Below are 18757 nucleotides of genomic sequence, written 5' to 3' on the forward strand. Positions count from 1 at the left end.
GTTTTAGTTCAAAAGAACGATATACAGAAGAAGAGAGCAAAAGTTATACCCGACTTAGATGGCAGGTTACTTTTTTTGGTTTTATTTTGTCAGTGCGGCATTAACCATACTGTTAATCCGTTCTGCAGCATTATCTTCATGTGTGCCACGATAGGCTGACACCAACTGTTTTGCCTCACTGAACTCCTGATCAATTTCATGCCTGAAAAGCTGTTTGTAACGTTCAACACCCACCAGATAGACTCCGCCTGATAACGACAGTACCTGTTGAATATCATCTTTTTTATCACTTGCTTCCGAGGCGATGCGTTGAGCCACAATCTGACTATACAAAGGAATCCCCATCACGAAACTTAAGAGCTTATTCACCTCTTGGGGATTTCTATCTTTCCAGTACTGGGCATAAATGGAGATCCGTCTTAAACGGAGCCAGTCAATATCCGTTAAAGCCGCAACAGGACCCGATGGCTGTGCACCATAAAAGATCAACTCAATATCACTGCAGAATTGATAATAATCCGGCAACGAGGCTTTACTTAATTGATCACCCGCCATCGCGATATCCACTTCCAGAGCTTGCATCGCTGTGGGTTCAGTGGAAAAAAGCAGCACTTTACTATGTGCCTGACCTGCCTTGTCTGACCAGAATTGAATCGCCTTTGCCAGAGGATGGAATTCAGCCAAAACCGACACGGATGAAAATAAATCTGTCTCAAGCGCGATCATCGACACCTCCTCCGCTAAACCATCTCTGAGCGTTTTTTAAACAAAAAAAAGCCCTGTTCAACAGCTGTTGAACAGGGCTTTTGCAACGATAAGCTCGTTTAGCTGAGTGCTGACAAGGCTTTTTCATAATCAGGTTCATCAGCAATTTCACTGACTTGTTCGGTATAAATGACTTTGCCAGTTTCATCAATGACGACAACTGCACGCGAACACAAACCAGCTAGAGGTCCGTTTTTCATTAATAAACCGTAATCTTCAGCAAATGAAGAGCGAAACGCCGAACCAGTGACGACATTATCAATACCTTCTGCACCACAAAAACGTGCCATGGCAAAAGGTAAATCTTTTGATACACAGACAACCGTGGTGTTATCCAAGGCAGCCGCTTTTGTGTTGAATTGTCTGACAGACATCGCACAGGTAGGCGTATCTACAGATGGAAAAATATTGAGCACAACACGACCAGATAAATCTGCCAGAGTCAGCTCAGACAAGTCATCTTTTGTCAGGCTAAATTCTGGTGCTTTTTGTCCAACTGCAGGCAACTCACCCACTGTCTCAAAAGGGGTTCCTTTTAATGTCACTGTAGTCATAAAATCTCCTTTAATTTAATTTGCGAAACATGTCAACATCCGCCTTGAAGAACTGGCTAGATAGCATGCTGACATTACCGTTGTCTGTCTTGTTTTAATGTTTGTAGTGTTCTGTAGACTTCGCGAGCATCAGCTAAATTTCGTTTAGCGACACTGACCCGCTTATCTTCAATCATGGCAATCATGGCGATCACACCGACTATACTGATCAGCGTACCAGCAATCCCCCCTGATACCCAAGCCACATAAATGGCTAATAAGATAAGAATGAATATCTGTATGACCATCCATTGAGAAGCGAGTTTCTCTTTTTGGCAGGTCACATACTTTTCGTGCCATAAACGAACTAATAAACCCAACTCATCATCACTCAACACAGCCAAATTTGAATAGTACTCGAGTCCGATTAATTCATCATTGTGGTTACGTGAGACCAACTGCGCATCTTCAGCCATTTCCTTTAACGCACTAAAGGTATCTTCATCACGCTCAATCATGTGCACTCCTTTTGACTGTCGTCGCTTGACTATGGCTTAGCTCGCCATAGGCCTCCAGAGAAAATATTCCTAATTTATTTTTTGTGAACCCGCTCTCATTTCATAAAACTTTAATACGGCTGCCCTATAGTCCACAGCACATCGCCTTTTCAGCTAGAGGCTACATTACTTTATATTTAGGTGCTGTCTGCATGAATATCAAGAAAGACGAAGACCCCATCATCATCTGGCGACTCACTGATGGAAAACCTGGCCATCAAAGTCAATCTCAAGGTTTGGTGAATGCCTTAAAGCGCAAAATGGCCTGTCAAAGTTTTGATATTCCGGTGAGTGGTCGACTTCAACCTGTGTTCGATTTATTGAGTACAACCTGGCCTGCAGGTCATGGGCTACCTTTACCTGATCTCATCATCGGGGCAGGTCATCGCACGCATCTTCACATGCTGGCAGCAAAAAAGGTGTATGGCGGGCAAACCATCGTCTTGATGCAGCCCAGTTTACCGGTGTCTTTTTTTGATCTTAGCTTAATACCGGAGCATGACTATTATCAAGGTCGTGGCAATGTATTGGAAACACGAGGCGTTCTTAACCCTATTCACGCGACAGGTGCTCATCAGACCGATAAGGGACTAATCATGATTGGCGGCCCTTCCAAACACTGTGACTGGAATGAAAACCATATAACATCACAAATAACTCAGCTTTGTAAGCAAAACCCGCGTATTCACTATACGCTCACGACCTCTCCACGTACACCTGCCAACTTCGCCACTCACATGCTCAGCTTCAAATTGGCCAACCTTACTATCGTACCTTTTGAAGAAACCGATGGTAACTGGGTTTCCCGCCAATTAGCAGCAAGTTATAGTGCATGGATTAGCGAAGACTCGGTGTCTATGGTGTATGAAGCACTCACAGCACACACCGCGGTCGGTATTCTTAACATGCCCATCAAACGTGATAACCGTGTCTCACGGGGACTGAGTAAATTAGTGGGTGAAGGCTATGCTGTTCGCTTTGACAGCCTGGGCCATTATAAAAACCGTCTACAAGCTGTTCCGGGGTTCATGGAATCAGAACGCTGTGCAGACTGGATAGCAAAACATTGGTTAGATGGCGTGCCACAAGTACAACCACAACCAATACCTCAACTCAGCTAATTGCTCATGACAGATCAGTTAACCGTTGTTCAGGTGTTACCTGCACTTGAATCAGGAGGTGTTGAACGAGGCACATTGGAAGTCGGCCGCTATCTGGCAAGCCTGGGGCATCGCTCGTTTGTTATTTCTTCTGGTGGCCGCTTAGTCGATACCTTACGTCAGCAAGGCAGCGAGCATATCAACTGGAACATAGGCCGTAAGTCGCTGGTGACATTCCGTCTTATCCCGAGACTACGACGCTTTCTGGTGAATAACCGTGTTGATATTTTACATGTGCGTTCACGTATGCCGGCCTGGGTATGCTATTTGACGTGGAAATCCTTACCAAAGGCATCACGACCAAAATTCATTACTACCGTTCACGGCACATACTCTGTCAACGGCTATAGCCGAATCATGACCAAAGGCGAACAGGTATTTGTTGTGTCGGAGAAAATCCGTGAATACGTTACGACTCAATACGGTGTTAAAGAAAACCTCACCCTGAATTACCGTGGTATTGACCGACGAGAGTTTCCGTATGGATATCAGCCAGATAACGCATGGTTATCTCATTGGTATCAATGCTTCCCTCAAACACGAGGTAAGTTGTTAATTACTCTGCCAGGACGCATTACACGCTGGAAAGGACAGGCTGACTTTATAGAGATTATTGCTGAGCTAAAAAAATATTATTCTGATGTGCACGGTTTGATTGTTGGTGAAACTAAAAAAGGAAAATCGGCTTTTTTAGGTGAATTACAACAACGTGCAACTGAACTTGGCGTTTTAAGTGATGTAAGTTTTATCGGCCACCGGAGTGATCTGAGAGAAATTATGTCAATTTCCAACATCGTCATGTCATTATCATTGCAGCCGGAAGCGTTTGGGCGAGTCAGTATAGAAGCCCTGAGTTTAGGGGTGCCGGTTATTGCTTATGCTCATGGCGGTGTGGAAGAACAACTAACGGCCGTACTGCCGGAAGGCAAAGTAAGCACGGGTGATAGAGCCGCTGTCGTCAGCTTAAGCACAAAATGGTTACTTGCACCGCCTGTTGTTCCAGAATCACATCCTTTTGTACTGGAGTCTATGTTAGAAACCACGCTATCTGTTTATAAACGCGCATTAAAACAACATTCGCCCACATGAACATCTGCCAATTGTTATTAAGCACAGGCGGTGGTGGGCTTGAAAAACATGTCAGAGAACTGTCTATCAGCCTCCACAAAGCCGGTCATTCTGTCAGTGTTATTGCCGACCCTCAATTTCTAGAGACCTTACCTGCACATATCCAAGGTTTTCCAGTTAATACTGAGCAAAGCCGGCGTAACCCACTTTTGTGGTTCAGCGTGCTTTATTATCTGCATAAGTCCAACGCAGATATAGTGCATGCTCAGGCTAATAAAGCGACGGCTGTACTAAATAAGTGTCGCTATTTTCATCGCGCAAAAACCGTAGGTACATTACATAACATCAAAAGCCGAGTGAAAGATTTTGCCAAGCTCGATCAGGCGATTGCGGTTAGTCATAGTCTTCGCTCACATCTGAACATAGCGAATGCCACAACAATATATAACGGTATTTCTACCCCAAAAGTTGCACCTATTGATATCCATCAAGAGTTTGGACTCAACCCTGAGTTACCAACATTTTGTGCCGTTGGTCGACTAGTAAAGGCAAAAGGCTTTGATTTGTTATTGGATGCCGCAGACGGCCTGGCTTTGAATTTACTGATTATCGGTGAAGGAGAAGAACGCCAATGGTTACATAGCCGAATTCAACAGATGTCAACACAGACACACTATCGTTTGGTCGGTTATCGTCCAGATGTCAGTTCACTGATGCACGCTTGTGACGGCGTATTAATCAGCTCGAGAAGAGAAGGCTTTTCTTATGTAGTCAGTGAAGCATTATTATTAGGCAAACCCATTTTATCTACGAATGTACCTGTCGCTAACGAAGTCCTTGATAAGGCATTAATCACACCTATCGCTGATACCCAGGCTTTTCGTCAACAGCTGGCCACACTTAGCAAAGACATAGTGGGCTGGCAAGGTATGATGCAGAAAGCGATGCTGCTGGCTCAGCAATCAATGACACTGGAAGCCATGACGGACAATACCCTTTCTGTTTACCAGGGTTTGCTGGAACCATAATTCATGACACAAGCAAATAAGATTTTGCTTATCAAGCATGGGGCATTTGGTGATCTAATTCAGGCAGACGGTATTTTCAAAGATATCCGCCAGCACTTCCTTGATGCTGAGATTATCTTGTTGACCATGTCCCGCTATGAATCCTTAATGGTGCGTTCACCTTATATCGATAGCATCATGATAGATGATCGCCAGCCACTGAGAAGGCTGAAACACCAATTCAGGCTAAGCAGACAACTTATTCAACACCAGTTTGATCTGGTTATTGATTTACAAAACTCGGATAGAACAGCCTTATATCAGCGCTTTTTTTTACCTGATGTTGACTGGATTAGTCGGCGTGGAGCAAAGGCGCCTGAGTCAGGTTTGAAAGGATTGAAAACCTTACTCACTCAGGCCGATATACCCACTCATCATGCTTTTTTTCCAGATGTGAAGTGGATGACGGAAAGTCACGCTATCAAATTTCTTTGGCGCCATGTTAAACAACCTTATATTGCCCTTATACCTGGTAGCTCTGCACAACATAAAGAAAAACGCTGGCCGTATTATGCCGAGCTCTCTTTTAAACTCATTGAGCTTGGATATGATGTGGTGAATATTTTGGGGCCAGATGAGCAAGATATGGCAGCAAGACTGGCAGGTTACACACCGGCAAAAGACTATGGAATGCTTAACTGGTTTGAGTTGGCAACCATTCTCAATCATGCACAGTTTGTGGTTGGTAATGATACCGGCCCCAGTCATATCGCCTCATGTTTGGGCAAACCGGGTCTTGCTCTATTCGGACCAACAACTTCTGTTGAACGATCCGAACTTCAACGTGGGGACTTTCGCGCGCTTCAGGTTAATGATTTGTATGACTTAGATGTTCATGAGGTGTTACAGCACTTGCCCTAGATATCGCCAACGCCCAGCCTACACCTAACCAAACTAAAGCTGCCACCCAGTTGCTCAGCACACTAATCCCTCCGGACAATGGCCAAAAACTGACCGTTAGTAATGCAAAGCATAATGCTGTTTGTAAGCCATTCTTAGCTTTAATACATGGCAGCAATACCTGCTTGTACAATAAACACAGCATTACCAGAAATAAAACTAATCCAACCAGGCCTGTTTCAGCCCCCAGTTGCAGGTAGAGATTATGCGGATGGCTGCACACCATGCCTGCACTAGCTAATAATTGCTGTTGTTCACAGACGCTTTGATAAGTATGCAAGCCACTGCCAAACCACCAATTATCCTGCCATACTTGCCAAGCGGTTTTAAAAACCAGCCCATAATCGGATTCGGCAAATGACGATAATTTAGTACCGATACTCATGATGCTCCGATCGAGCATATCTGGAGAGATCAGTATGATCATACCCAGTGATAATGCAAAAATTACCACCATACTTAACAAGCGTCGCTGATAGTCTCGGTAGATAAACAGCATAGTTATAAACACAACAGCAGCCCCGGCACAATAAAGAATTAATGCCATTCTCTCGCCTGTAAGATAGGTGAAAACAAACCCGACACTCATAATGGTCATTAATGATGTTATTTGTCGGACGGTCGTATATTTGAACCATGGCATAAGACAAGCGATGAATAGCACGATGAACCACAGTCGTAATAACATCGTTCCGGGAATAGGGCTTCTGAATGGCCCTGTTAAGCGTGTTTCAGTGAGACGTTCAATGCCAAACCAATCCACACCAAATAAATACTGCCATAAAGTATCAGCTACAACGAATGCCATAATAAGTGAGAGGCTGATAATAAAATGACGTCTAATGTCACTATTATCAAAAATCCAATACGCCAATGCCATTGCAAATAAAGGCCATCTTATAAAAGTAAGCACATACTTCAAACTTTCTGATGGTTCACTACTTTGGGGTAAATTAAGTAAAATTAGATAGGCGTTAAATACTAAAAAAGCAACAAACCATGACTGCTTTAGCCATGGCCAATACTGATTTTTATAGCTGATAAACAAAAAGGTGAATGCCACCAGAACGACTGTAATATCCGCTATTGCTCTCGAGAATAATAATAAGGCCGGTAGAAGATAAACAAAGACCTTTAAGGCAGGTGAGGGTGCGGTCAGCCTGATGGGATGCATAACGATATTCAATCAAAATGGATATCGTATCCGTAATATGTGACAGTTTAGTGGCAGACGAGTCAGCCAGACTTCAAGACTGGTTACATTAGCAGGGAATTATTCAGCAGTTTGAGGTTGCGCGACGATGATGGCTGCTTCCGGTGCCTCAATAGACAAACTTTCCATTAACCGCCCCATTGTTTCGGATAACCAGTAACAGGCGTAAATATGATCATAATAGGCATTGGCATAATCATTTCTGGCTGTTAGCAATTCATTTTCTGTATCGAGCAAGTCCAGTAAGGTCCGTCTGCCTACATTGAACTGTTCAAAATAGGCATCACGCGTTTTCTCAGCAGCCAGCATACGTTGCTCAAGAATAGGTAAACGTCTCGACAAGGTTTCAACATTACTCCATGCCAGCCGCACATCTCTATCAACGTCACGTTTGATAATTTCGGCGTTTTGTTTGGCTTGTTCACTGAGATACTTGGTTTCTTCAATACGTGCTTTGTCAGCGCCGCCATTCAAGAGGTTGTAGTCCATGCGAATCATCGCTTGAACTTCTTTCTCATGCCCACGTGTTCCGTCGAGATTATTATCTGCTCTGGCGCTCAAATCAGCTCGCACTTGTGGATGAAATGGCGCTTTAGCTCCCTCTTGCTGGGCCAATGATGCTTCGTGATCAGACATAGCTGCCCATAGTGCTGGATGCTGTCTGTAGGCAATTTGTATGGCATCTTCAACCTTAGCCGGTGCACTGTCACAACATGACATACCTGGATCGGTTAGCGCTTCAGGGGCTTGCCCTACTAATCGCTCATAACGTGTTTCCGCATCTTTTAAATTACCTTCGGTAGAGCGTAAATTCGCTTCCGCTAACGCCACACGACCAGTGGTTTGATCAAGGTCTGAGCGATTGCCTACACCCGCATCTGTTCGTAACTTGATTTTATCGAAGATCTTTTCATGTTGAATCAAGTTAGCTTGAGTGTTTTCAAGTAATTGCTGACGCTTCATTACATCAAGGTAGCTTTGTACAGTGTTCAGACCAATACTCTCCGATAAATCTGTCACACTGTAACCAGCAGAATTAGCTTGTGCCTGAGTTTGTTCAACTGCACTTTTTGTGGCAAAACCGTCATACAGCATTTGAGTTGCTTCAATCTCAGCCTCGCCACGAGAAAGAGATTCATGACCGGGTCTTGTTGCCGGATTTTTAGTTCGCTCAAAGCCGATCCCCAGAGTCAGATCGACTCTTGGATAGTAACCGGCTCTAGCCTGATCAACCGTTTTATCAACGCTATAACGGCGGTTTGCTTCAGCCAGAACTTCAGGATTTTGTTTTAGTGTTTTATCTACTGCTCCCTGCAGAGTTTCAGAAAAAACGGGACTGCTGGCGATAGCCGTCATAAATGCAGCAATGAGAGTAAAGCGTTGCGATGTAACCATATGTCTAAATGCTCCAGATATTAACGCAGATCAATCTCAACCCGGCGGTTACGTACTTCTTCAGTGCCATTTGCCGTGGGTACTTTCAGATCCGTTTCCCCTTTCCCTGACACAGAAATCTGATTGGCTTCAACACCGGCATTGATCAAATCCTGCGCTACCTTGTTAGCGCGACGCTCTGAGAGCTTTTCATTGTATGCGCTGGCGCCAAGCGTGTCTGTATGACCGACAATTTCAACATGACGATTTTTTCTTTCCAGAATCGCTTTGTATACATCAACAGAATCACGGAGAGAGGCTGGTGTAAACGTCGTTTTGTCTAACTCAAAATAAAGCGTTGCGTGATAACGCTCTGGAACACGCACCACTTTTGGCGTGACTGCAACCACCGTTGCTTCCTGACAAAAAGGCGAACCACTATCAGAAACAGTCAGCGGCGCCTGCAAAGATTCTCGTAACTCAGACTGAGGAGTGTCTGGACCAATGGTATTGTGAATACTGCTACATGCAGATAAGGCCAAACCTATTAAACTGGCAAATACCAGTCGATAAACAATACACATCCTTTACTCCAGCATTCCTTTTGTGTGCTAATAGACTTTGTTAATGATAACAACAAAGTATCAATAACAGTAGAGTATTGACCTTGCTGGGTATATAGTCAACAAGCTATGCGTATCTCTTGAGCTTAGGGATTATCTTCATTCTTACTCAGAGTGGAATCAATAGTGTTTAACAATTCAGGATCATCTGGCTCAACTGAACTGGCAAAGTGTTTTACCACCTGCCCATCAGCATCAACGATGTATTTATTGAAGTTCCAATCTGGCGCTTGGCTTTGTTGATTAATTTCCCTGAAAACTGGGTTAGCACGCGAACCTGTTACATAACTTGGCGCAACCATGGTGAATGACACACCAAAGTTTTCTTTACAAATTCTCGCTGCTTCCGCTTCTGTTTTGGCTTCTTGATCAAAGTCATTGCTCGCAAAACCAATTACCACTAAACCTTTATCTTGGTATTGCTGATGTAATGACTCCAAACCACCAAATTGGCGCGTATAGCCACAGTGACTTGCGGTATTAACGACTAATAAGGTTTTATCTTTGGCTATTTCACATAAATTCACCGTGTCATTCGAGTGAAGTTTGGGCAAGTCATAATCCATATATTGTGGGCAATCTTTTGCTTGGACAGTAGAAGCTACCATCATAAGTAAGCCAGCTTTGAACGAATTATTCATATTCTTTCTCCATGTATGTTTGTCTGATTTTGTCGACAGATCGATGAAAAAAATGTGATGACCGTATCCATACGGCTTATCGAAAATTGGCATCCGTAAAGCATTGTTATAAGAGAATTAAACTGCTAAATTAATGAGCACTGTTTCACAAATTTACACAAGGATCGTGTTTTGGAAGCCAGATCATTATCAGAGTGCGGCGTCATATCAAATTGGGGCTTGGTAGAAGTCCAAGAAACCCAAGAACAACATATTTTTGGCCACTCCAGCCATTACGATTTTTTTATCATCACGCAAAAAGTGACTGACTTTCACTATGATTTCAAAACACGGCAAGGCTCAGCCATTACCGATTCTGGCATTCTCTACTCGCTGACGGGCAAGCCCGTCCTCTACAAGCCGAACAAACAGTTACAACTGCGTGAGTTTATGGAAAAAAACAACTGTGTGCTTGTGCCGGTGAAGATCGGTCGATTTCATTTTTTTCACCTGAATGCTTTGGCGAAAAAACTTATCCCTGAATAAGTAATAAAGCCTGTATTAGTTCAGGATTCATGACAGCACTGAAAGGTCCGACTTTAGATCAATATCGGTCAAAACTGAAGACGATTTCACATTCACTTTTTCAATCAGCTTCTCGTTCTCGAGCAGAATACTTTTAGCCCCTACATCACCTGATAATGCCAGTAATGCATCACGATAAATTTGAGAAAAAGCAACTGGATGACCACGTCTACCCTCAAAATAGGGAGCAGCGATAGGAAAGCCTTGCTCAAGCTTATTGACCAGATTTTCAAGTATTTCTGGCTCAATCATTGGCATATCTGCCAAGCCTATCAAATAACCTTGTGATGAATGACAAGCTTCCACACCGGCAGCAAGCGAATGCCCCATACCCAACTCACTCTGTTCTGCTTTGATAAACTCAATGCTGTGATCAATAGAATGACAGGCTTCTTCAATAAGCTGATTCTCTTTGGGCGTCACCAGATAAACGCGCTCAAACACATCCAACCAGGGTGATAAAGTATGCAGTAGCAACGCTTGTGTGATGCCTTTAAATTCGACTTCTGCCAGTAACTTGTTCGATCCAAAGCGTGTTGACTTACCAGCAGCGAGAATAATCGGCGCTACCTTTTCAAGCGCCATGTTTAGGTGAGCACCTTATCCAATGAAGCTGAAGTCTGTTGTGCTCGAATACGTTGACGATAAATAGCGACTAACTCGGCCGCTATCGCCACCGCAATTTCTGCAGGCGTTTTACTACCTATGGACATACCAACCGGACCATGCAGCCGATCAATCTCTTGTTGAGTCAGATCAAATAATTTGAGTCTTTCCCGACGCTTATTGTTATTCGATTTGGCCCCCAAAGCCCCCACATAAAAAGCCGCTGATTTGAGCGCCTCAAGTAATGCCATATCGTCTAACTTCGGATCATGCGTTAAAGCCACCACTGCCGTATTTAGATCGGGCTGCAGTGAGGTCACAGCATCATCGGGCATCATTGTCAGTAATGTACTTTCTTGATGTGTCCATGTCTGCTGCATCTCAACTCTTGGATCACAAACATAGACTTGATAATCGAGCGCAGTGGCTATATTGGCCAGATAATATGACGTTTCTACAGCGCCAATAATGAGTAAGCGTAAACGCGGTCCGTAGACGAATGAGATGGACTCTGGCCGTTCGCAGACCAGAGGCTCATGACTTAGTGCTAAGGAGCAGGTTACCTGTAAAGACCTCAGAGAAACGTCTCTTTTGATCAGCTTTTGGGAGGAAATGGCGGTGATAACATCATCAAGCCATTGGTCATCAATGACTGGCTCTATCAGTAATTTTAATTGCCCCCCACAAGGTAGCTTGAAACGTGCTTGCTCTTCCTGATTAGCGCCGTAGGTTTTTATTTGAGCTGAAGCTGACGAAAGTGCACCATCATGTAAAAGTGTCACTAAATCATCTTCTACACAGCCGCCGGAAACGGAGCCAGTGAACAGCCCGTCATCACGTAATACACACATAGAGCCAGGCTGGCGAGGGCTGGAACCGTAAGTGCTAAGTACCGTCACCAACCAGACTTTATGCCCTTGCTGATACCAGCTTTGCAGCTGTTTTAGCACGTTTGTATCATGCCCCGTCATAACATTACGACTCTAGTTGATAACGTATTGGCAGTTCACGGATACGTTTGCCTGTTGCATTAAAAATGGCGTTACACAGAGCCGGTGCAATCGGTGGCATACCTGGCTCACCAACACCACCTAGCGGCTCGCTAAAATCATTGGCTGGCATCAGGTGCACATTAATTTCCTTAGGTGCAGCATCCATACGAGCAACCTGATACCCATCAAAGTTATCCTGAACGGTTACGCCGTCTTTAAAGGTAATCTCGCTAGACAGAGCAAGGCTCATGCCCATAATACATGCCCCTTCAATCTGTGAACGAATGCGTTCTGGATTCACTTGAGGACCGCAATCTACAGCAACATCCACTCTGGGCACGCTGACTTCTCCATCGTCATTCACCGTCACTTCAACGACAACCGCGACGTATGTCACGAAGCTATAATGAGCAGCCATTCCCTGACCAGAACCTGTCGGTAGTGATTTCCCCCACTCAGCTTTGTCCGTCACCATGTTAATCACGCCTTTCATACGTTTTGTATTCAATGGGTAAAGCTCGGGGGACTCGCCATAGTTCCACTCATCTTTTAATGAGGTCGGGTCTATTTCTCGATCGGGCCCAATCAGAGACAATAAGAAGTCTTTATGGTCTTTTTGCTGTTGGTGAGCCATCTCAGCAATAAATGATTGAATAGCAAAAGCATGTGGAATATTCGCTACCGAACGATACCAACCAATACGTGTATGAGCTGGTGCTTCTGGGTTTTCGATTTGAATATTCTTTATATCAAAAGGAATATTCACCACCCCCATGCTCAACTCCATCGGCATTTCATGTTTGGCACCTTCCGAAAAGGTTGAAGCAATGGTTGGAGCGACTGTACGGTGCAACCAAGCGATGGTATCGCCCTGCTCATCAAACGCGGCTTCCATATGTTCAGCAGACACAGTATGAAAATAGGAATGCTGAATATCATCTTCACGTGTCCATACTGTTTTCACAGCGCGCCCATCCAATGCTTTGGAAATCAGCGCGGCTTCAACCAAGTAGTCTGGTTTCGACTTCCGCCCAAAACCGCCGCCCAATAGGGTCACGTAGACCTTAACCTGCTCAGGTTTTACTTCCAGCCATTTCGCAACGGTATCAACACCAGCCTGTGGGTTCTGGGTTGCAGTCCAAATCTCACATATACCATCAACAAACCGTGCCGTCGCAGCAGGAGGTTCCATTGGCGCTTGTGCTAGGTGAGGAATGTAGTAGTCAGCAGAAATTGTTGAGCTGGCATTGGCCATTGCTTCATACGCTTGACCTTTGCTTCTGATGACCTTGCCCCCTTTTTGCTGTGAGGAACGCTCTAAAGTCTTACGAAAGGCTTCTGAATCATACTGACGGTTAGGGCCCGCGTTCCATTCGATAGATAATTTCTCTCTACCTTGAATTGCCGCCCAAGTGTTGGTCGCGACAACAACCACCCCACCTAGTGGATTAAATACAGCTGGAGGCGGGCTACTGGGCAAGGTCAGAACTTTGAGTACGCCAGGTACTTTTAAGGTCTCCGTATCATCGTAGGATTTGAGTGTATCGCCATAAGCTGGAGGATGCGCGATAACAGCATAGACCATATCATCAAGGCGTACATCCATACCATACGTTGTTTGGCCAGTAGCGATATCGGCCCCATCAACGAGCCTATTGTCACTTTTGCCGATGTAATTGAATTCATCTGCAGTTTTATAAATCAGGTTTTGGCTTTCGGGCACATCCATTTCGGCCGCTTTCTGAGCAAGCTCACCATAACCTAGTGATTGTCCACTAGCCGCATGAACGACCTGATGATTCGCAGCTTTTACTTCACTGACAGGCACCGACCATATCGCCGCGGCGGCAGCTTCTAACATCATTCTTGCCGCTGCCCCGACGTTACGCATAGGCATGAAAAAATGGCGCATACTTCTCGAGCCATCGGTATTCTGGTTGCCATAGCGCTTCTCATTACCATCTGCCTGAACAACTTTTACTTTTGCCCAGTCAGCAGACATTTCATCGGCAACCACCATAGGTAAACTTGTTTTAACGCCTTGGCCCATTTCAGAACGATGAGCGACAATCGTGACAGTGCCATCTTCAGCAATTGAGACAAACACGAGTGGATCATCAACCCAGCCATTAGGCATCCCGTCACGTCCATATTTTGGGTTTTCATCCGCAGCAAATAATTGTGACGGCATACCAACAGCTAGTACGAGTCCGCTTAATGCGAAGCCCTTAAGAAGTTTACGTCGACTCACATTGGCTATTTCAGGAAGATCAGAATGATTCATTATTTACCCCCCTGTTGCGCTGCTTGCTTAATTGCTTCGCGTATCCGCGTATAGGTACCACAACGACAAATATTGCCTCTCATGGCAGTGTCGATATCTTCATCTGTCGGGTTTGGGTTGTCACGAAGCAAGGCCGTTGCAGCAACAATTTGTCCTGATTGGCAATAACCACACTGAGGCACATTTATCGATTGCCAAGCCGTCTGAACAGCTTGCCCAACTTTGTCCTCTGATACCGCTTCGATAGTGGTAATTTTTTTATCTTTTGCCGCACTGATTGGTGTGACACATGAACGGATTGGTTTACCATCAAGCATAACTGTACAGGCACCACAAAGCGCTTTACCGCATCCAAACTTTGTGCCTGTCATACCGAGTATGTCTCTGAGTGTCCATAGAATTGGTGTATCTTCAGGTGCGTCTACCTGACGGCTTTTACCGTTAATCATGAGCTTCATTTGATTCATCCTAATTCTGATTCGAGTAATCTTTTTTTTTGCGCCTGACAATCACACTTAGTTAGCCAGCTAATTATTATTCAATTATACATGACCAGTATTGAAAAATTTAGTTCCTAGACAAAAAGCCATGGTGTAAAAAAAGATAAAGGTTTCTCTATCTTTTATCAGTTATGGTAATTTTATGCCTGTCTTAAAATAGGAGTGTTTATGAAACCATTGGCTTTGTTACTATCTGTTTGTTTCATCTTATTTCTAGCTGGCTGTAATACGATGGAGGGCATCGGTAAAGATGTGGGTGCGGCAGGAGATGCTCTAGAAAAGAGTGCCAGCGAGAATAAAGGTTATTAATAAAAAAGCCTCAATTCATTGAGGCTTTTTTTATTTTTATATATGTTAAGTGACATTAACTTTCGTCAAAGTATTGCTTAAATGCAGACTTAACAACAGACCTAGCTTCCTGACTATAACCAAATAAAACACCAGCAGCTAAAGTTGTTGCTAGAGACTTGCCTGGGTGTTTTTTGATCACATCAACCAGCACAGGGTCAGAAAGTTTTTCCAAAAGTGCGGTTAACTCCTCAGCTTGTTGAGTATTGTACTCGCGCCCCTCTCTATTACGAGAGGGTGCTTTATCAGAAGTACGGTTCAGTACTTTTACAACGGCTAAAATAATTAACGCCACCAGAAGGTACGCGATGGCTGTTAACAAAGCTGCTAGAGGCATATCAAAATATGCCTGAAGAGCTATATAGCCAGCAATCCCGGCAAAACCAATAGCAAATAATCCGAGAATGATTGCCAATGCAAACGCTAAGGTTGTTACTTGTATTCTTGAAAACAAACTCATCGTAACCTTCTTATTTAGTTAGGGTGAATAGAGTTATTTTCTATCGAGCGCTTTACCAATCACCAAGCCAATACCAAAAGCAACGGCCATACTTGTATATGGGTGTGCTTCAACTTCGCCTTGTGCTCTAGCAATACTCTCTTTTGCCTGTTGTTGTGCCTGCTGTGCAGTCGCTTTGACTTTATCTTGTCCTTGTTGTGCATATTCTGTAGTTAGATTTTTTAAAGTACTGGTAACTTCGGCAAAATCTTTACGTAATGCATCTAACTGTTCTTGTAATTCTTGATTTGTCGTTTGTGTAGCCATTTTTATCTCCTATTGATCTGTTATAAACGTATCTTCGAGACTATTATCCGTGGCAACTATTTATCCATTGCATCTTCAGCTTCATCTGCTGAATCTTCAATAGCATCACCAGCGTCATCTGCAGCATCGTCAATTGCATCTCCAGCATCTTCAACCGTGTTGTCGATTTTTTCACCCATTTCTTCTGCTGGACCATCGTTATCACAAGCTGAAAGCATACCAACGCCTGCAAAAGCAAACATAATTAGCAATGCTTTACAGATCATTGAAAAAGGCTTTGATTCACTCATTGATTTCATACATACATCTCCATTTAGAATTGGGCTGAATAAAAACATTATTCAACTAGACTGACAAACTTATTAATGCGTTTGTTCATCAATACTGACATTAAAAGAGCTTTCATAGCAAAAAGTATTTATCGGAAATACTTATTGTTCGGCTCTTCTTAATCTAACCTATCGCTGATTAATGACTACTGCCTTAACCTATGTTAAAGACGAGGTAATCAAATACACATATCGTATTCATTCCCATTCACTATAAAGGAAGATAGATATGTTAAGTTGGGCATTGACGTTTTTAATCATCGGTATCATTGCTGGTGCGCTTGGTTTAAGTGGTGTTGCTGGTACAGCGACCAACATTGCTTGGATTTTATTTGTTATTGGTTTAGTTCTCGCCCTCATTTTCTTCATTACTGGTAGACGTCCACCTATGTAGACGTATATTCTCACGAAAAATATAGACATTCTTAATCGATGATGGCGTATTCAAGAAGGTCTCTTTTGAACTACATTATTTGAGCGAGTCTTCATGGAATCTGTTATCAGCGATACAGAAAGTTGTATTGTTCGTCAGTTTGAAAAAATGGTCGAGTTGTCAGAGTCAGAAGTAAACCTTCTTGCCGCTCTAGAAAGAGATGCTCGTAAGTTTGGCTCTGGTGAACGTCTAGCGTTCGCTGGTGAATACAGTGATCGTTTTTACACCCTAAAATCTGGCTGGGCCTGTGCGATAAAGACCATGGCAGATGGCCAAAGGCAAATTCTGGATATCTTTTTGCCAGGTCAGATTATAGGATTAAGGGAAATTGGACTGAGTCATTCACTCACAGAGTTTAGGGCGCTGACACCAATAGAAGCCTGTCCATTCCCTAAACTAAGATTGACTGAGATTTTTGAAAAATCACCAAGATTAACCGATTTATTCTTTTTGATCATGGCCAGAGAACAGGCCATGCTGATTGAGAGAATCGTCAATATAGGCAGACGAAACGCTGCTGAACGTCTTGCACATTTCATTGTTGAAATGAAAGTGAGATTACATCAGCGGGCATGTGAGTTTCACCTACCTATGAATCAGGCGATTATCGGTGATACCCTTGGTATTTCTTCAGTTCATGTAAGTCGTACGTTTAAACACTTACGTGATTTAGGTCTAATTGACAATAAAAATGGTCAAATAGAAATAAACGATTTAGACGGATTAATTGATCTATCTGGTTTTGATCGGAGTTATCTTGATACGTATCCGGACTGGACCAGACTTAATAAACCCTCTCAACAATAATTGGAGGAGCAAATTATGAAACTTACTACCTTATTAATTCCATTATCTTTGGCACTTTTCTTATCCGCTTGTAACACGATGGAAGGTGTTGGCAAGGATGTTGAATCAGCAGGCGATGCGATTGAAGATTCCGCCTCTGAAAATAAAAACTATTAAAACCTACCGGTTTACTCTCAGCCCCTTAATTGGGGCTTTTTTTTACCCAAAAAAAAGCTAGGTATATACCTAGCTTAATCAATTAGAAGGAGCAATAATTGTGAGAACTGAAACCCATCACCTCACAATAAGTGTAGCGTCGTACAGATAAAAAAATTGAATATAAAGACACTAAATTATGAGCAAGATCACATTTTCTATCAGTTTTATGGCGCCAATCGTTGTTTTATCCATTGACCATCTGTTTTTAAGCTATAAGCAATGCGATCATGTAGCCTACTAGATCGTCCCTGCCAGAACTCCCAATACTGAGGCATGAGTCTATACCCTCCCCATGACTCAGGTCTTGGTGGTGTTAGTCCAAACTTCAATGCGTATTTAGCGGCGTCTTCAACAATCACTTTCCGACTTTTAATAACTTGGCTTTGTGGTGATGCCCAAGCACCGATACGGTGGGTTAATGGCCTCGAAGCATAATACTCATCTGACAATGATGTAGCGAGTTTCTCAACTTTCCCTTCAATTCGGATAACACGCTCTAACTCTGGCCAAAAGAATTGTAATGAGGCGTAAGGATTAACGTCTAGATTTTGCCCTTTTCTACTTTGGTAATTAGTAAACCAGACAATGCCATCTTCATCGAACCCTTTTATCAAGACTGGTCTAGTTGATGGTCTACCCTGTTCATCTGCTGTGGCTAAGGTCATTGCATTAGCTTCACACACACTTTTTTCCAGCGCGTCTGATAACCACACCTTAAACTGCTCAAGTGGTGATGCTGCACTCATACTCTCGTCAAGAGAGTCTTTTTCGTAGCTTTTTCTTAAACCAGACAAATCCAGATCATCACTCATAACTACTCACATATTAATCAATTAATAACACCATGCCTGTCGTATTTTTTTATCACAACAGGGATATGTTGATGCTATGACTATAATCAATCTTTTGTGAATTATTTATCAATGTCAGGCATAAAAAAAGCCTTGGCAAAACTTAATACCAAGGCTTTGATTATAATGGTGGGCCCACTAGGACTTGAACCTAGGACCAATGGATTATGAGTCCACT

At 43.3% G+C, this 18757-nt stretch carries 24 protein-coding genes; 9 read left to right on the forward strand and 15 right to left on the reverse strand.

Annotation, left to right across the window (positions count from 1 at the left end; genetic code table 11):
* Positions 1-81: 81 nt before the first annotated feature.
* The 3 genes from B3014_RS05530 to B3014_RS05540 all read right to left on the reverse strand — a co-directional run bounded on the left by B3014_RS05530 (position 82) and on the right by B3014_RS05540 (position 1816).
* Entirely contained in the window at positions 82-726 is a 645-nt protein-coding gene (locus tag B3014_RS05530) for a hypothetical protein (protein ID WP_289243636.1), read from the reverse strand.
* Positions 727-824: 98 nt separating this feature from the next.
* The gene (tpx, locus tag B3014_RS05535) at positions 825-1319 is read right to left on the reverse strand and encodes a thiol peroxidase (RefSeq protein ID WP_286305894.1); all 495 of its coding nucleotides are present in this window, start codon (positions 1317-1319) and stop codon (positions 825-827) included.
* Positions 1320-1393: 74 nt separating this feature from the next.
* Positions 1394-1816 carry a hypothetical protein gene (locus B3014_RS05540; RefSeq protein ID WP_289243635.1) on the reverse strand — a complete coding sequence of 141 codons (423 nt, stop codon included), beginning with the start codon at positions 1814-1816 and terminating at the stop codon, positions 1394-1396.
* A gap of 191 nt (positions 1817-2007) precedes the next feature.
* Here B3014_RS05540 and B3014_RS05545 point away from each other — a divergent pair, with 191 nt between their 5' ends.
* From B3014_RS05545 to B3014_RS05560, 4 genes are read left to right on the forward strand one after another with little or no spacing between them, the layout of a single operon-like run.
* Positions 2008-2976 (forward strand): mitochondrial fission ELM1 family protein, encoded by a 969-nt coding sequence (locus B3014_RS05545; protein ID WP_289243634.1) that lies wholly within the window; start codon positions 2008-2010, stop codon positions 2974-2976.
* 6 nt (positions 2977-2982) lie between these two features.
* A complete protein-coding gene (locus B3014_RS05550) occupies positions 2983-4104 on the forward strand; it encodes a glycosyltransferase family 4 protein (RefSeq protein WP_289243633.1) in 1122 nt (373 codons plus the stop codon).
* Positions 4101-5111, forward strand: a complete 1011-nt coding sequence (locus B3014_RS05555) for a glycosyltransferase family 4 protein (protein ID WP_289243632.1) — start codon at positions 4101-4103, stop codon at positions 5109-5111. The genes B3014_RS05550 and B3014_RS05555 overlap by 4 nt, the downstream gene beginning before the upstream one ends.
* Positions 5112-5114: 3 nt before the next feature.
* Positions 5115-6011, forward strand: coding sequence for a glycosyltransferase family 9 protein (locus tag B3014_RS05560; RefSeq protein ID WP_289243631.1), 897 nt, complete (start codon positions 5115-5117; stop codon positions 6009-6011).
* On the opposite strand, the gene B3014_RS05565 is transcribed toward B3014_RS05560, so the two are convergent.
* The 4 genes from B3014_RS05565 to B3014_RS05580 form a co-directional block, all read right to left on the reverse strand.
* Complete coding sequence (locus tag B3014_RS05565) at positions 5959-7224, reverse strand: O-antigen ligase family protein (protein ID WP_289243630.1); 1266 nt, start codon at positions 7222-7224, stop codon at positions 5959-5961. The two genes, B3014_RS05560 and B3014_RS05565, sit on opposite strands and share 53 nt — an antisense overlap.
* A gap of 99 nt (positions 7225-7323) precedes the next feature.
* Entirely contained in the window at positions 7324-8658 is a 1335-nt protein-coding gene (locus B3014_RS05570; RefSeq protein ID WP_289243629.1) for a TolC family outer membrane protein, read from the reverse strand.
* A gap of 20 nt (positions 8659-8678) precedes the next feature.
* Positions 8679-9221 carry an OmpA family protein gene (locus B3014_RS05575; RefSeq protein ID WP_286305903.1) on the reverse strand — a complete coding sequence of 181 codons (543 nt, stop codon included), beginning with the start codon at positions 9219-9221 and terminating at the stop codon, positions 8679-8681.
* A gap of 125 nt (positions 9222-9346) precedes the next feature.
* The gene (locus B3014_RS05580; protein ID WP_289243628.1) at positions 9347-9901 is read right to left on the reverse strand and encodes a glutathione peroxidase; all 555 of its coding nucleotides are present in this window, start codon (positions 9899-9901) and stop codon (positions 9347-9349) included.
* A gap of 171 nt (positions 9902-10072) precedes the next feature.
* Here B3014_RS05580 and B3014_RS05585 point away from each other — a divergent pair, with 171 nt between their 5' ends.
* Positions 10073-10426 carry a hypothetical protein gene (locus B3014_RS05585; protein ID WP_289243627.1) on the forward strand — a complete coding sequence of 118 codons (354 nt, stop codon included), beginning with the start codon at positions 10073-10075 and terminating at the stop codon, positions 10424-10426.
* A gap of 27 nt (positions 10427-10453) precedes the next feature.
* On the opposite strand, the gene B3014_RS05590 is transcribed toward B3014_RS05585, so the two are convergent.
* The 4 genes from B3014_RS05590 to B3014_RS05605 are packed head-to-tail and all read right to left on the reverse strand — an operon-like array spanning position 10454 to position 14805.
* Entirely contained in the window at positions 10454-11050 is a 597-nt protein-coding gene (locus tag B3014_RS05590) for a nucleotidyltransferase family protein (RefSeq protein WP_289243626.1), read from the reverse strand.
* 2 nt (positions 11051-11052) lie between these two features.
* Positions 11053-12021 (reverse strand): XdhC family protein, encoded by a 969-nt coding sequence (locus B3014_RS05595; protein ID WP_289286923.1) that lies wholly within the window; start codon positions 12019-12021, stop codon positions 11053-11055.
* Between the two features lie 25 nt (positions 12022-12046).
* Positions 12047-14347 carry a xanthine dehydrogenase family protein molybdopterin-binding subunit gene (locus B3014_RS05600; protein ID WP_289243624.1) on the reverse strand — a complete coding sequence of 767 codons (2301 nt, stop codon included), beginning with the start codon at positions 14345-14347 and terminating at the stop codon, positions 12047-12049.
* Complete coding sequence (locus B3014_RS05605; RefSeq protein WP_289243623.1) at positions 14347-14805, reverse strand: (2Fe-2S)-binding protein; 459 nt, start codon at positions 14803-14805, stop codon at positions 14347-14349. Before B3014_RS05605 ends, B3014_RS05600 begins: the two co-directional genes overlap by 1 nt.
* A 210-nt stretch (positions 14806-15015) precedes the next feature.
* Here B3014_RS05605 and B3014_RS05610 point away from each other — a divergent pair, with 210 nt between their 5' ends.
* Positions 15016-15156, forward strand: coding sequence for an entericidin A/B family lipoprotein (locus tag B3014_RS05610; protein WP_286305911.1), 141 nt, complete (start codon positions 15016-15018; stop codon positions 15154-15156).
* A 55-nt stretch (positions 15157-15211) separates the two neighbouring features.
* Here B3014_RS05610 and B3014_RS05615 read toward each other — a convergent pair whose 3' ends face one another.
* From B3014_RS05615 to B3014_RS05625, 3 genes are read right to left on the reverse strand one after another with little or no spacing between them, the layout of a single operon-like run.
* Entirely contained in the window at positions 15212-15655 is a 444-nt protein-coding gene (locus B3014_RS05615; protein WP_289243622.1) for a phage holin family protein, read from the reverse strand.
* A 33-nt stretch (positions 15656-15688) separates the two neighbouring features.
* The gene (locus tag B3014_RS05620) at positions 15689-15961 is read right to left on the reverse strand and encodes a hypothetical protein (RefSeq protein ID WP_286305913.1); all 273 of its coding nucleotides are present in this window, start codon (positions 15959-15961) and stop codon (positions 15689-15691) included.
* Positions 15962-16017: 56 nt separating this feature from the next.
* A complete protein-coding gene (locus B3014_RS05625) occupies positions 16018-16260 on the reverse strand; it encodes a hypothetical protein (protein WP_289243621.1) in 243 nt (80 codons plus the stop codon).
* 259 nt (positions 16261-16519) lie between these two features.
* Here B3014_RS05625 and B3014_RS05630 point away from each other — a divergent pair, with 259 nt between their 5' ends.
* The 3 genes from B3014_RS05630 to B3014_RS05640 all read left to right on the forward strand — a co-directional run bounded on the left by B3014_RS05630 (position 16520) and on the right by B3014_RS05640 (position 17686).
* Positions 16520-16684 (forward strand): DUF1328 domain-containing protein, encoded by a 165-nt coding sequence (locus tag B3014_RS05630; protein ID WP_007144291.1) that lies wholly within the window; start codon positions 16520-16522, stop codon positions 16682-16684.
* A 93-nt stretch (positions 16685-16777) separates the two neighbouring features.
* Positions 16778-17530, forward strand: coding sequence for a Crp/Fnr family transcriptional regulator (locus B3014_RS05635; RefSeq protein WP_289243620.1), 753 nt, complete (start codon positions 16778-16780; stop codon positions 17528-17530).
* A gap of 15 nt (positions 17531-17545) precedes the next feature.
* Positions 17546-17686, forward strand: a complete 141-nt coding sequence (locus tag B3014_RS05640) for an entericidin A/B family lipoprotein (RefSeq protein WP_286305916.1) — start codon at positions 17546-17548, stop codon at positions 17684-17686.
* Positions 17687-17892: 206 nt separating this feature from the next.
* Here the strand turns inward: B3014_RS05640 and pdxH are convergent, their stop codons facing one another.
* A complete protein-coding gene (pdxH, locus tag B3014_RS05645; protein ID WP_289243619.1) occupies positions 17893-18540 on the reverse strand; it encodes a pyridoxamine 5'-phosphate oxidase in 648 nt (215 codons plus the stop codon).
* Positions 18541-18757: the final 217 nt, after the last annotated feature.

Origin of the sequence: Methylophaga sp. UBA678 (genome assembly GCF_002299105.1) — a bacterium.
Taxonomy (GTDB): Bacteria; Pseudomonadota; Gammaproteobacteria; order Nitrosococcales; family Methylophagaceae; genus Methylophaga; species Methylophaga marina.

Excerpts from the sequence above, each read along its gene's own strand:
- B3014_RS05530 (WP_289243636.1), bottom strand. The coding sequence starts at position 726 with ATGATCGCGCTTGAGACAGATTTATTTTCATCCGTGTCGGTTTTGGCT.
- tpx (WP_286305894.1), bottom strand. The coding sequence starts at position 1,319 with ATGACTACAGTGACATTAAAAGGAACCCCTTTTGAGACAGTGGGTGAG.
- B3014_RS05540 (WP_289243635.1), bottom strand. The coding sequence starts at position 1,816 with ATGATTGAGCGTGATGAAGATACCTTTAGTGCGTTAAAGGAAATGGCT.
- B3014_RS05545 (WP_289243634.1), top strand. The coding sequence starts at position 2,008 with ATGAATATCAAGAAAGACGAAGACCCCATCATCATCTGGCGACTCACT.
- B3014_RS05550 (WP_289243633.1), top strand. The coding sequence starts at position 2,983 with ATGACAGATCAGTTAACCGTTGTTCAGGTGTTACCTGCACTTGAATCA.
- B3014_RS05555 (WP_289243632.1), top strand. The coding sequence starts at position 4,101 with ATGAACATCTGCCAATTGTTATTAAGCACAGGCGGTGGTGGGCTTGAA.
- B3014_RS05560 (WP_289243631.1), top strand. The coding sequence starts at position 5,115 with ATGACACAAGCAAATAAGATTTTGCTTATCAAGCATGGGGCATTTGGT.
- B3014_RS05565 (WP_289243630.1), bottom strand. The coding sequence starts at position 7,224 with ATGCATCCCATCAGGCTGACCGCACCCTCACCTGCCTTAAAGGTCTTT.
- B3014_RS05570 (WP_289243629.1), bottom strand. The coding sequence starts at position 8,658 with ATGGTTACATCGCAACGCTTTACTCTCATTGCTGCATTTATGACGGCT.
- B3014_RS05575 (WP_286305903.1), bottom strand. The coding sequence starts at position 9,221 with ATGTGTATTGTTTATCGACTGGTATTTGCCAGTTTAATAGGTTTGGCC.
- B3014_RS05580 (WP_289243628.1), bottom strand. The coding sequence starts at position 9,901 with ATGAATAATTCGTTCAAAGCTGGCTTACTTATGATGGTAGCTTCTACT.
- B3014_RS05590 (WP_289243626.1), bottom strand. The coding sequence starts at position 11,050 with ATGGCGCTTGAAAAGGTAGCGCCGATTATTCTCGCTGCTGGTAAGTCA.
- B3014_RS05600 (WP_289243624.1), bottom strand. The coding sequence starts at position 14,347 with ATGAATCATTCTGATCTTCCTGAAATAGCCAATGTGAGTCGACGTAAA.
- B3014_RS05605 (WP_289243623.1), bottom strand. The coding sequence starts at position 14,805 with ATGAAGCTCATGATTAACGGTAAAAGCCGTCAGGTAGACGCACCTGAA.
- B3014_RS05610 (WP_286305911.1), top strand. The coding sequence starts at position 15,016 with ATGAAACCATTGGCTTTGTTACTATCTGTTTGTTTCATCTTATTTCTA.
- B3014_RS05615 (WP_289243622.1), bottom strand. The coding sequence starts at position 15,655 with ATGAGTTTGTTTTCAAGAATACAAGTAACAACCTTAGCGTTTGCATTG.
- B3014_RS05620 (WP_286305913.1), bottom strand. The coding sequence starts at position 15,961 with ATGGCTACACAAACGACAAATCAAGAATTACAAGAACAGTTAGATGCA.
- B3014_RS05625 (WP_289243621.1), bottom strand. The coding sequence starts at position 16,260 with ATGAAATCAATGAGTGAATCAAAGCCTTTTTCAATGATCTGTAAAGCA.
- B3014_RS05630 (WP_007144291.1), top strand. The coding sequence starts at position 16,520 with ATGTTAAGTTGGGCATTGACGTTTTTAATCATCGGTATCATTGCTGGT.
- B3014_RS05635 (WP_289243620.1), top strand. The coding sequence starts at position 16,778 with ATGGAATCTGTTATCAGCGATACAGAAAGTTGTATTGTTCGTCAGTTT.
- B3014_RS05640 (WP_286305916.1), top strand. The coding sequence starts at position 17,546 with ATGAAACTTACTACCTTATTAATTCCATTATCTTTGGCACTTTTCTTA.
- pdxH (WP_289243619.1), bottom strand. The coding sequence starts at position 18,540 with ATGAGTGATGATCTGGATTTGTCTGGTTTAAGAAAAAGCTACGAAAAA.